Origin of the sequence: Nocardioides sp. QY071, assembly GCF_029961765.1 — a bacterium.
Classification (GTDB): domain Bacteria; phylum Actinomycetota; class Actinomycetes; order Propionibacteriales; family Nocardioidaceae; genus Nocardioides.
In genome coordinates this window covers 809,096-820,949 of sequence record NZ_CP124681.1, presented here as the reverse complement: position 1 = coordinate 820,949, position 11,854 = coordinate 809,096, and the positions used below count along the sequence as shown (strand labels likewise).

Below are 11,854 nucleotides of genomic sequence, written 5' to 3'. Positions count from 1 at the left end.
GTCTCTGTCTCGACGCTGCCGAGTCAGCGGCCGATCGGCACCGGTGGTACCACGCCCACCGTACGGTCCGCATCAAGTGCAGCGGCGAGTCGCTCACCATTGTCACCGCTCCCCCGGCGCCGACCCAATCCGGGGGAACCGGTCGCGACCTGACAAGATGTTCTCCACGCCCCAGTAGCTCAGTGGATAGAGCAGCCGCCTCCTAAGCGAAAGGTCGCAAGTTCGACTCTTGCCTGGGGCACCACAGCGAAGCGCAGGTCGGTGGGGCCTACCTCCGGACCCGGCTCAGCCGAGCACCTGCTGGAGGACCTGGAACGCGACGGCCACCACCACCGCGTTGTAGAAGAAGGCCACGACGCTGTGCACGAGCGCCACCCGCCGTACCTCGGTGGTTCGCACGCTCGCGTCGCTGGTCGCGAAGGACGTGCCCATCGTGAAGGCGAAGTAGAGGTAGTCGAGAGCCGAGGGCGACCCGCCGTCGGAGCTCGGCAGCTCGATGCCCACCTCGTCCGGGTTCGCCGCGTCGACGAGGTGGTAGACCTGCGCGAATCCGACCTGGAGCATCATCCACGACAGCACGACGCCCACCGACGCGACGCCGGCCAGCGTCAGGCTGGCCAGGTCACGGTCCACGTCGTCCTTCGCGGCCAGCGCCACCACGGCGGCCGTGGCGCCCACCGCGCTGGACAGCAGCGGCGAGAGCCACGCCCATTGGCGCAGGCCCCGGGCCGTGCTCGGCCTCATCGGCGACCGCTCACCCGACCACACCCTGGCCCCGCCCCAGAGCAGGTACACGATCGTGACCGCCTCCCAGCCGAGCAGGCTCCAGGTCCGTTGCCCGACGACGTACGCCGCGCCGAGGGCGAGCATGAGGAGCTCGGCGAGCACAGCGGGCATGGAGTCAGCGTGGCACACCCCGGGCGGGGGTCACTGGCCCGAGCACCCCACGACGGCGGCACGCTCGGGCGACCAGCTGACGACGACCTCGTCGCCGACCGCGTGGCTGACCGACGGTGCCATCTCGTCCACCAGGATCTCGCCGTCGTGCCCGGCGAGGACCAGCCGTCGTCGTCCCCCGAGGTAGACGACATCGGTCACGCGGGCCCGGAGCATGTTGTGCTCGGTGGGGACGACGTGCTCGCGACGGTGGACCTGGGTGTGCTCGGGTCGTACCACGAGCGCCACTCGGTCGCCCTGAGCGTGCTCCGCCGCCGGCGCGTGGAGCTTGAGGTCGTTGCACAGCACGGCCGGCTGGGCCGCGGCGTCGTACGTCCCCTCGAACACGTTGGAGTCACCGAGGAAGCGGGCGGCGAACAGGGAGGTCGGGCGTTCGTACAGCTCGCTTGCCGTGGCCACCTGCTCGATGCGTCCATCGTTGAAGACAGCGATGCGGTCCGACATCGCGAGCGCCTCCTCCTGGTCGTGCGTCACGAACACGAAGGTCACGCCGACCTCGCGGTGCAGGCGCTTGATCTCCAGCTGCAGGCCCTCACGAAGCCGGCGGTCGAGCGCGCCCAACGGCTCGTCGAGCAGGAGGAGCTTCGGCTCGAAGACCAACGCCCGCGCAAGCGCCACGCGTTGCTGCTGGCCGCCCGACAGCTCGCGCGGGTAACGGCCCCGCAGGTGGGACAGACCCACGACCTCGAGCATCTCGCCGACCCGGCGGGCGATGTCGTGCTTCTTCACCCCGCGCTGCCGCAGCGGGTAGCCGACATTGGCCTCGACCTTCATGTGCGGGAAGAGCGCGTAGTGCTGGAAGACCACGCCGATGTCGCGCTGATGGGTCGGCACGCCCAGCAGCGGACGCTCGCCCAGCCGGATGTCACCACTGTCCGGCTCGACGAAGCCGGCGATGGCGTTGAGGGTCGTGGTCTTACCCGAGCCGCTCGGCCCGAGCAGCGTCATGAACTCGCCGGGCGCGATGGTCAGGTCGACCCCGGCCAGCGCGGTCACGTCGCCGTATCGCTTGGTCAGGCCGGTGATCTCGACACCGACTCCGTGGTTGCTCATGCTTTGGTTCGCCTTTCCCTGATCATGGAGAGGACGCCGAGGCCGACCAGGATGCTCGTGGACAGCGCCAGGAGCATGGTCGACGCAGCGGCGACCGTCGGGTCCACTTCCGCGGTGACACTCTGATAGATCTGAACGGGCAGCGTCCGGGTGAACGGCCCGGCGAGGAACAGCGACACGATCGCCTCGTCGAAGGACGTCAGGAAAGCGAAGAGCGCGCTGATCAGGACCCCCGGCGCGATGAGGGGCAACGTGATCCGGAAGAAGGTACGGACGGGGCCGGCGCCGAGACTCGCCGATGCCCGCAGGAGCTGCTGGTCGAAGGACTGCAGCGAGGCCGACACCGTGATCACCACGAACGGGATCGCCAGCGCCGTGTGCGCCAGCACGAAGCCCGCGAAGGTCTGCGTCAGCTGCAGCTTGAGGAAGACGTAGAAGACGCCGACGGCGGTGATCACCTGCGGGACGATCATCGGTGCCAGCAGCAGCCCCCGGGTCGGCGCCCGCCACGGACCGCGGCCGTTCGTCAGTCCGATCGCCCCCAACGTCCCGAGGATCGTCGCGAGCACCGCCACGACGACGCCGATCCGCAAGGAGTACAGCGCGGAGTCCAACCAGAGCGGGTCGGTGAAGAACTTCTCGTACCAGCGCGTCGACCAGCCCTTCGGCGGGAAGGCGAAGCTGGCCCGGTCGGTGAAGCTCATCGGTACGACGACCAGGGTCGGCAACAGCAGCAGCAGCGCGACGAGCAGTCCGTAGCAGCGCAGGGCCAGTGACGGCTTGCGGCGCGTGGTGGTCATCAGCGGCCTCCCGTTCCCGAGCCGAGTGCCTTCGTCAGGCGTCTGGTGGCGATCGAGACCACCGCCAGCAGGACCAGCGCCACGGACAGCAGGACGAGCGCCATCGCTCCTCCGCGTCCGAAGGCCAGCAGCTGGTTGACCTGGGTCACGATCTGCTGCGAGACGAGGCTGTTCCTCGTGCTGCCCAGGAACGCGGGGGTGAAGTAGAACCCGAGCGTGAGGATGAAGACGATGAGGGAGCCGGCCAGGATGCCCGGCAGCGCGAGTGGGAGGTAGACCCCGAGGAACGCCCGGCGGGGCTTGGCGCCGAGGCTCTCGGCCGCATCGAGCAGACGCAGGTCGATGCGGTTCAGCGTCGCGTAGAGCGGCAGGATCATGAACGGCAGCAGTACCTGCGCGGCACCGATCGTCACCCCTGTCATGTTCCCGATGAGGTGGACCTCGCCCAGACCCACGGTCTTCAACACTGACCGGACGGGGCCGACGTCGCCGAGCAGGATCACCCACGCGTAGGTACGGGCCACGATGTTGGACCAGAACGGGAGCAGGACGGCGGCCAGCATGAGCAGCCGGGTGCGGGGACCGACTCTGGTCATCAGGTAGGCGTAGGGGAATCCCACGAGCAGGCAGATCGAGGTGACCCAGGCGGCGACGACGAAGGTACGCCGCAAGATGGCCAGCTGGACGTCGTTCGTCAGGTACCAGTGGTAGTTGCCGAGGACTCCGGTGGCGTCACCGAAGATCTCGGTGAAGCTCAGCCGGAACATGGACCCGACGGGATAGACGAACACCAGGACCACGAAGACGACGGGCACCAGGACGAGACCTGCGCTCCACCCGCGACGCCTTCCCGGTCCGCGCGACGATCGACTCCTGCCCACGTCCTCGGCAGTCGCGTCCCTCTGATCGGCCACTGTCGTCACGTGCACCTCCTCCGGCCCGAACCGCCGCCCTCGCGGCGGTCGGCTGTCATCTTCAGGAGGCTCGACACTAGGTGTGTCGCGGCACACATCACCAGTGCCGCGGCCACTCGCACCCACGTGGGGGATCCCCCGGACGGGCGGCCCGGACGCACCGTCAGGACGCGTCCCTCGGAACGGTCCGAGGAGCGATGTGAGGAGCGATGTGAGCGCGGGTCGCCGGCGCGTCCGGCTCGGGCCGGATCGAGACCACGCAGGTCTGCGCCGAGCTCGCCTGCGCCAGGCGTGAGGTCGGGATGTCCGGGGTCAGCACATTGGGGTTGCCCTGGAGGCAGGTCGCGCCGGGCTCACCGGGGATCTCGGGGTCCCACCACCCCCCGGTCGCCATCAGCGCGACCCGTTCGTGGATGCCGTCATCGGTCCGGGCGACGGCGAGACACGCGCCCCGGTCGTTGAACACCCGGACCACGTCTCCGTCGGCGATGCCGAGGCGGGCCGCCGCACGCGGGTGCAGGGACACCCGCTCGCGGCCGTCGCTCTTGTGACTCATGCTCGAGCGGGCGAAGTCCAGCTGGCTGTGCAGCTTGCCCTTCGGCTGGTGGGACAGGAGGTGGAAGGCATCCGGATCGGCGTGGGGATCGCCGATGTCCTCCGCCGGCGGGAGCCAGACGGGATAGCCCGGGCACTCGTCGTACCCGAAGCCGGCGACGGTCGCGGAGAAGATCTCGATCCTTCCCGACGGCGTCCCCAGCCGGTGCGCCTCCGGGTCGCGGCGCAGGTCGTCGAACACCCGCCAGTCCCGGGGCTCCGGCGGGAGCTGAATCCCCTCGCCGCTCCAGAACTCCTCGAACGGCGGCAGGGTGATCCCACGGGCCGCGGCCCGTTCCGCCGTCGAGCCGTACAGCCTCAGCAGCCAGTCGCGCGCATCGAGCCCTTCGTCGAACGCGCCGCGCAGGTCGCGGCGCCGCGCCACCTCGCGGAAGGCCTCGAAGTCGGTGGGCACACCGTCCGGGGGGTCCACCACGCGGCGCATCGGCAGCAGCATGTCGTCGCGGCCACCGGCCGCGATGTCGTCGCGCTCGAAGGTCGTGGCGACGGGCACGACGATGTCGGCGTGCCGCGCGATCGGCGTCCACCACGAGTCGTGGACGACCACCGTCTCGGGCACGTTCCAGGCGCGCAGCAGCTTGTTGAGGTCCTGGTGGTGGTGGAACGGGTTGCCCCCGGCCCAGTAGACGAGCCTGACGTCCGGGTACTCGATCCGGATGCCGTCGTAGTCGATCACGTCGCCGGGGCCCGCGAGCATGTCGGCGATCCGCGCGACCGGGATGAAGTCCGGAACCGGGTTGGGTGGCTGCGGAAGGCTCGCGGCGCCGAGCGAACCGCGGTTGATGCCGATCCCGTGGGTCGCGCTGAGTCCCGCGGCGAAGCCGCCGCCCGGCCGCCCCATCGACCCGGACATCGCCGCCAGGGCGACGGCCGCCCAGTAGGGCTGCTCGCCGTGTTGGGCCCGCTGGATCGACCAGGTGACCGACACGACGCTGCGATGGGCCGCCAGCTCCTCGGCGAGCCCGGTGATCGTGGCTGCCGGAACTCCGGTGATCCCTTCGGCCCACGAGGCCGACTTCACGGTGCCGTCGATCCTGCCCATCAGGTAGTCACGCAGCACGGGATACCCGGTGCAGCACCGCTCGAGGAAGTCGCGGTCCTCCAGGTTCCTGTCAGCGATGTGATGGGCCATCGCCAACATCAGCGCGGTGTCGGTGCCGGGCCGGATCGGCACCCACCGCGCGTCCAGGCCCTCGTCGAGGTCCTCGCGCACCGGGCTGATGCAGTGGAACCGTACGCCGGCCTCGGCACACGCTCGCTGTGCTCTCCCGGCACCGTGGCGGAGCAGGCCGCCCTGGTTCACCTGGGTGTTCTTCAGGGGCGCGCCGCCGAAGGCGAGGACCACCTGTGCATGCTCCGCGATCTCCCGCCAACTCGGGTTCCAGTCGAACATCGCCATCCCGTTGCCGCCGATGACGTGAGGAAGGACGACCTCCTGGGCTCCGACGCTGTAGCTGTTGCGCGAGGACGTGTAGCCGCCGTCGACGGCGAGGAAGCGGTGGATCTGGCTCTGCGCGTGGTGGAACCGTCCGGCGCTGGACCATCCGTACGAGCCGCCGAAGACCGCGGCGTCGCCGTGGGTACGACGCACGCGGGTGAGCTCGCCGGAGATGAGGTCGTAGACCTCGTCCCACTCGACCGGGACGAACGGCTCGGCACCGCGCCGGTTGTCACGGTGTCGCGGTCCGCGCTCCAGCCAGCCCTTGCGGACGTGCGGCCGGCGGATCCGCAGGTCGTGGTCCAGCACCTCGTGCAGCCCGTCGGCCACTCCGGCCGACCCCTCGTCGCCCGCGAGGGCGCGGGATCGGACCGGGCGTCCGTCCACGAGATCGACCTCGAAGGTCCCGAGGTGGGTCGTCGTCCGGCGCGTCTCCATGTGCTCTCCCTCGTTGCTCCGGTCGGCCGCCAGCGCTAGAGCGCGCTGCGCACCGAGATACCACCATCCACCAGGATGGACTGGCCCGTGATCCATCTCGCGTCGCGCGAGAGCAGGTGGCACACCGTCGCGGCGACGTCGTCGGGTTCGCCGACACGCGCCAGGGGGTAGGTCGCGGCGATCGCGCGCTCGTCGTCGGCCAGGCGGGCGGCTGCGAGGTCGGTCCGCACCAGACCGGGCGCCACCGCGTTGACCCGGATGGCCGGCGCGAGCTCGAGGGCGAGCTGGGCCGTCAGCGACTCCAGCATCGCCTTGGTGGCGACGTAGACGCCGAGGCCGGTGCGACTGGTCGCGCGGGCGAGTGCCGAGGACAGGTTGACGACCGACCCACCGCCGGTCGCCAGCCCCTGCTCGCACGCCTCCCGGACCCACGCCAGCGGGGTCAGGCAGTTGGTCTCGACCGCAGCCAGGAAGTCGTCGTGCCCGACCGAGGTCAGCTCGGAGCGCGGGGCGGTCGTCGCGACGTTGTTGACCAGCAGGTCGATGCCGCCGAAGGCCTCGACGGCCGTGCTGAGGGCCCGTCCGCGGTGCGCCGGGTCGGCGGCCGCACCACGGACCGCGACGACTCGCTCGGCAGGGAGGAGGGCGCACGCGTCGTCCAGGGACCGCTGGTCGCGGCCCGTGATCACCACCCGTGCGCCCTCGGCTGCCAGCTGCCGCGCGACCGCGAGCCCGATGCCCCGGGATCCCCCGGTCACCAGGCCGACCAGTCCCGCAAGACGAGGAACGCCACCTCCGTGCTCGCCGCGGGGTCGCCCGGCGAGCACGGAGGGGCGCTCGCTCATCCGGCCGTCATCTCCGTCCAGCGCTCGACGACCTCGGCCTGGTTCTCCAGCATGTAGTCCAGGTCGTAGTACGCCGAGCTGTCACCGATCTCGTCCTTGTGGGCCGAGGCGACGAACGGCTTGAACTTGTCCGGCACCTCCGGCCCGGCGTCCTTCGCAGCCGACGGGTAGGCCATGTACTGGTAGTAGGGCGCCTGCTTGGCGGGGTCGGCGATCCACTTCAGGAACGCCTGCTGGGACTTCGGGCTCTCGCTCTTCTTGACGGCGTAGACCATCGTGTAGCTCTGCCAGATGCCGTTCCAGACCATGCCCAGGTCGGGATTCGTGCGCGCCGCGACCTCGACGCGTCCGCTGAAGCACAGGCACATCGCGAAGTCGCCGGCGGCGAGCTTCTCGACCTCGGTCGCCAGGTCGGCGTGCAGCGTGAGGTCGTTGCCGAGCTTGTCGATCGCCTTGGCCGCGCGGTCGAAGTCGAGGGGGTAGAGGCTGTCCTTGTCCACGCCGTCCGCCATGAGGAGCGGCGGCAGGGTCGTGATGTAGTTGTAGGCGATCCGCTTGCCCGGGAACTTCTTGGTGTCCATGAAGTCGGTGATGGACGTGGGGACGTTGTCGCCGGAGAACAGCTTCTTGTTGTAGACCAGGGTCACGGCCTGCGGGTAGACCGGAACGCCACAGTCGTCGTTGACGAAGCGCGGGTCCATGCCGGACATGTCGATGTCGGGGTCGCGCTTCTCGTAGATCTTCCCGCAGCCGAGTGCGCCGGTGGCAGGCTCGACGGTGACGATGTCCCAGGTCGTCCGGCCGGAGTCGACCATCGCCTGGACCTTCGCGGGCTCGAACGGGGAGTCGACCTTGTAGTCGATCCCGGTGGCCTCCTTGAACGGCTCCAGCCAACCCTTCTCGGCGGCCGCGACGGCCTCGCCTCCGTAGTTGACGAAGACGATGCGCTTGGCATCAGAGCCCTCGGCGCCGTCGGACCCGCTTCCACAGGCTGCCGTGAGCAGCAGGCAGAGAGCTGCCGAGACTGCGCTGATTCGCTTCATTTCTTCCTCCTCGATCGCGGGTTCGTCGCGAGTAGCGCAACTATGGAGCCGCTGATTCGGCCGGCGAGTCGAAGTGTCCCAAGCACGGACACCCGGGGGATATCTCTTCACCCGCGACCCGGATCGTCAGGTCCGGATGTCGACCGCCTGCATCCAGTGCAGCAGCGCACCGCCCGTCTGGTGCGGGTCGACGAAGAACTCCGCCCAGCCGCCGTGGTCGTCGTTCTCTCCGATGATCCGGGCGCCACCGGCGGCGGCGAGGTCGCGGCAGGTCCCGATCTGCTCCGTCTCCAAGGAGACGTGGTGGAGCCCGCCGCCGGTCCGGTCCAGGAAGGCGGTGACGGGCGTGGCCCGGTCGCTGCGGGGCGAGACCACCTCGAACCTGAGGCCGTCCGCGACGAGCACCCAGGTCGCCAGCACGTCCAGCGGATCGTCCTCCACCTCGTACTCCACGGCACCCCCGAGGGTCCGGACCAGCCGGCCGACCACGTCGGCGTGGCGCCCGGTCGTCGTCACGATCCCGATGTGGTGCAGGGCTGCGACCTCCCCCATCGTCGCGGTGGCGTCGGGCGTGCCCATCAGCCCGGCAGTCCGATGAGCGTCGCGAGCCGCGCGCGGTGCTGGCCGGACCGCCCGAGGGCGATCTGGTCGGCCTTGGCCCGCTTCAGGTACAGGTGCACCGGATGCTCCCAGGTCATCCCGATGCCGGCGTGCAGCTGCAACGCCTCCTCCGCAGCGAGGACGGCGAGATCGGCGTTGAAGGCCTGGGCCGTCGAGGTGGCGATCGTCGCGTCCGGGTCGCCCTCCGCGAGTGTCGCCGCCGCATACCGGGCGGCCGCTGTCGCGGACTCGACCCCGGTGTAGAGGTCGGCGAGGCGGTGCTTGATCGCCTGGAAGCCGCCGATCGGCCGGCCGAACTGCTTGCGCACCTTCACGTGGGCCAGCGTCGTCTCCAGGCACCATCGGGCGATGCCGACCTGCTCCGAGGCCAGCAGCGCCGCCCCTGCGTCGATGGCCCGGCGTACGGCGTGCGCCGCGTCGTCGAGGACCAGTGTGCCGACGGCGCCGTCGAGGACGACGTCGGCGAGCTGGCGGGTCATGTCGAGGGACACCAGCGGCGTCACGCCCGCGTCGGATGCGTCGACCGCGTGGACGGCGAGGCCGTCGCCACTGGCCACGGGCACCAGCAGGAGGTCCGCCTCGAGCGCGCCGGCGACGCTGGTGACCGTGCCGGTCAGGACGCCGTCGTCCGAACGAATCCGCGGGAGGTCGTCGGTGGCCGCGATCGACCAGGGCACGAGCAGGACCGCAGTGCGCTCACCGCCGGCCACGGCGGCCAGGAGGTCGCTGTCGCTCTCGAGGAGGACGGTGGTCGCGATCACCGCACTGGTCAGGAAGGGCACCGGGGCCACCGTGCGGCCCAGCTCCTCGAGGACGACGGCCGCCTCGCGGGCCGATGCGCCCTGGCCGCCGCGCTCCTCGGGAACCAGCAGCCCTGGGAGACCGAGGTCGGTGAGCGCCTTCCAGAGCCCGTCGACGGCGAACCGGTCGCCGTCGTACATCCGGGTCACGGCGACTGGGTCGCAGTGGTCGCCGAGGAGGGCCCGGACGCTCGCGCGGAGGTCCTCCTCCGTCTCGCTGTGGAGCAGGTCGAGGTCGCTCACTTCGCGCTCTCCTTCCAGGGGATGTCCTTGTCGACGCGGTGCTCGCCGGGCAGTCCGAGGACGCGCTCGGCCACGATGTTGCGCAGGATCTCGGAGGTCCCGCCCTCGATCGAGTTGCCCTTGGCCCGCAGGTAGCGGTAGCCGGCGTCGCGACCGGTGAAGTCGACGTTCGCGGGCCGCACCAGGGTCCAGTCGGAGTAGCGCAGGCCCTCCTCCCCCAACAGCTCCAGCTCGAGGCCCGAGAGCTGCTGGGCGATCCGCGCGAAGCTCAGCTTCATCGCCGAGCCCTCGGGGCCCGGCTGGCCGAGCGAGAGCTTCTGGCGCAGGCGGGCGCCCGTCAGACGGGCCACCTCCGCGTCGACCCAGAGCCGCAGCAGCCGGTCGTGGAGCTCGGGGGTGCGCAGCTCGGGACGCTCCCGCCAGGTGCGGGCCACCACACCCACCATGCCGCTCTCGCGGTCCGCCGCCTTCCCGATCGAGACCCGCTCGTTGTTGAGCGTCGCGTTGGCGACCTTCCACCCCTCGCCGACCTCGCCGAGTCGCTGGTCGTCCGGGATCCGTACGTCGGTCAGGAAGACCTCGTTGAACTCGGCCTCCCCCGTGATCTGGCGCAACGGGCGTACGTCGACGCCGGGGTCGGTCATGTCGCACAGGAAGTAGGTGAGCCCGTGATGCTTGGGCAGGCCGGGATCCGTACGCGCCACCAGGATCGCGAACCTGGCGTTGTGGGCACCCGAGGTCCAGACCTTCTGCCCGTTGACGACCCATTCGTCGCCGTCACGCACCGCGCGCGTGGCGACGTTGGCCAGGTCGGACCCGGCTCCGGGCTCGCTGAAGAGCTGGCACCAGATCTCCTCGGCGGTCCACAGGGGCCGGAGGAACCGGTCCTTCTGGGCGTCGGTGCCATAGGCCAGGATCGTCGGCCCGGCCATGCCGAGACCGATGGTGTTGGCGCCCGGCCGGTTGTCCGGTGCGCCGGCCTCGCGGAACAGCCGGTCGACCTCGGGCTGCAGCGCCTGGTCGAGGCCGAGACCGCCGAGGCCGATCGGAAAGTGCACCCATGCCAGGCCCGCGTCGTAGCGGGCCCGGAGGAACTGCGTGCGCTCGGTGGTCGCGGGGTCATGGTCCGCGAGGAAGACTCGGACCCGGTCGTGCAGCTCTTCTCTCATCGTTCCTCCATCGACCGGAGTGGCCCGGTCACTCGGCGACGGTCAGGCTGACGCCCCCGTCGATGATCACGGTCTGGCCGGTCAGCCAACCGGCTTCGTCGGACAACAGGAAGGCCACGACGGAGCCGACGTCCTCGGGCTCCCCCAGCCGCTTGAGGGGATAGGCCTGACGAGCCTCGTCCTCGCGGCCCTCGTAGAGGGCCGCAGCGAACCTGGTCTTGACCACGGCCGGCGCGACGCCGTTGACCCGCGTGCCCGGACCGAGCTCGACCGCCAGCAGCTCGGTGAGGGAGTTCAGCATCGCCTTGCTGGCCCCGTAGAACCCGATGTTGGGTGCTGCCCGGACGCTGGACAGCGAGGAGACGTTGACGATCGCGCCGCCGTACTCCTTCATCGACGCGGCGTGGACCTTCTGCACCCACGACAGCGCCGCGATGCAGTTGACCTCGACGATCTTGCGGGCGGCGCCGAGGTCCATCTGCACGACGGGTCCGTAGGTCGGGTTGATCCCGGTGTTGTTGACCAGGAGATCCAGGCTCCCGAAGGTCTCGAGCGTCCGGCGGATGACGTCGTCCTGGTGGTCCGGATCGTCGGCCCGGCCGGGTACGCCGAGGGCGTGGGCGGGACCGCCGAGGTGCGCGACGGCCTCCTCGAGCGACTCCGGGTTGCGACCGGTGATGACGACGCGGGCGCCCTCGGCGACCAGACGCTCGGCGATGCCCAGTCCGATGCCGCGGCTGGCCCCGGTGAGGATCGCGGTCTCGCCGGTGAACCGGCTCATGGCTGCCACCGCCGTGCCGCGACACGGGTCCTGGCACAACGCAGAGCGACGTCGTCGGGCACTGCAACCTCCTGCTGGGTACGAGGTCGCAACCTCTGGTGCTTGTCCAACAGCAACGATGCAGGCCCCGACGACGC

11 protein-coding genes and 1 tRNA gene are annotated in these 11,854 nt (G+C 70.3%); 1 reads left to right on the top strand and 11 read right to left on the bottom strand.

What is annotated here, in order from left to right:
• Positions 1-168: 168 nt before the first annotated feature.
• Positions 169-244, top strand: a tRNA-Arg gene (locus tag QI633_RS03860).
• A 41-nt stretch (positions 245-285) separates the two neighbouring features.
• On the opposite strand, the gene QI633_RS03855 is transcribed toward QI633_RS03860, so the two are convergent.
• The 11 genes from QI633_RS03855 to QI633_RS03805 all read right to left on the bottom strand — a co-directional run bounded on the left by QI633_RS03855 (position 286) and on the right by QI633_RS03805 (position 11,717).
• Positions 286-897 carry a DUF1345 domain-containing protein gene (locus QI633_RS03855; RefSeq protein WP_282428160.1) on the bottom strand — a complete coding sequence of 204 codons (612 nt, stop codon included), beginning with the start codon at positions 895-897 and terminating at the stop codon, positions 286-288.
• Positions 898-927: 30 nt separating this feature from the next.
• Positions 928-2,010, bottom strand: a complete 1,083-nt coding sequence (locus QI633_RS03850; protein ID WP_282428159.1) for an ABC transporter ATP-binding protein — start codon at positions 2,008-2,010, stop codon at positions 928-930.
• Entirely contained in the window at positions 2,007-2,810 is an 804-nt protein-coding gene (locus tag QI633_RS03845; RefSeq protein ID WP_282428158.1) for an ABC transporter permease, read from the bottom strand. The genes QI633_RS03850 and QI633_RS03845 overlap by 4 nt, the downstream gene beginning before the upstream one ends.
• Entirely contained in the window at positions 2,810-3,625 is an 816-nt protein-coding gene (locus QI633_RS03840) for an ABC transporter permease (RefSeq protein ID WP_282428157.1), read from the bottom strand. Before QI633_RS03840 ends, QI633_RS03845 begins: the two co-directional genes overlap by 1 nt.
• Positions 3,626-3,887: 262 nt before the next feature.
• Positions 3,888-6,215, bottom strand: coding sequence for a molybdopterin-dependent oxidoreductase (locus tag QI633_RS03835; RefSeq protein ID WP_282428156.1), 2,328 nt, complete (start codon positions 6,213-6,215; stop codon positions 3,888-3,890).
• A 35-nt stretch (positions 6,216-6,250) separates the two neighbouring features.
• Positions 6,251-7,060 (bottom strand): SDR family oxidoreductase, encoded by an 810-nt coding sequence (locus tag QI633_RS03830; RefSeq protein ID WP_282428155.1) that lies wholly within the window; start codon positions 7,058-7,060, stop codon positions 6,251-6,253.
• A complete protein-coding gene (locus QI633_RS03825) occupies positions 7,057-8,103 on the bottom strand; it encodes an extracellular solute-binding protein (RefSeq protein ID WP_282428154.1) in 1,047 nt (348 codons plus the stop codon). Before QI633_RS03825 ends, QI633_RS03830 begins: the two co-directional genes overlap by 4 nt.
• 126 nt (positions 8,104-8,229) lie before the next feature.
• Entirely contained in the window at positions 8,230-8,682 is a 453-nt protein-coding gene (locus tag QI633_RS03820) for a VOC family protein (RefSeq protein ID WP_282428153.1), read from the bottom strand.
• On the bottom strand, positions 8,682-9,767 hold the full coding sequence (locus QI633_RS03815) for an acyl-CoA dehydrogenase family protein (protein WP_282428152.1): 1,086 nt from the start codon (positions 9,765-9,767) through the stop codon (positions 8,682-8,684). Before QI633_RS03815 ends, QI633_RS03820 begins: the two co-directional genes overlap by 1 nt.
• Positions 9,764-10,936, bottom strand: coding sequence for an acyl-CoA dehydrogenase family protein (locus tag QI633_RS03810; protein ID WP_282428151.1), 1,173 nt, complete (start codon positions 10,934-10,936; stop codon positions 9,764-9,766). The genes QI633_RS03815 and QI633_RS03810 overlap by 4 nt, the downstream gene beginning before the upstream one ends.
• A 28-nt stretch (positions 10,937-10,964) precedes the next feature.
• The gene (locus QI633_RS03805; RefSeq protein ID WP_282428150.1) at positions 10,965-11,717 is read right to left on the bottom strand and encodes an SDR family oxidoreductase; all 753 of its coding nucleotides are present in this window, start codon (positions 11,715-11,717) and stop codon (positions 10,965-10,967) included.
• Positions 11,718-11,854 lie beyond the last annotated feature (137 nt).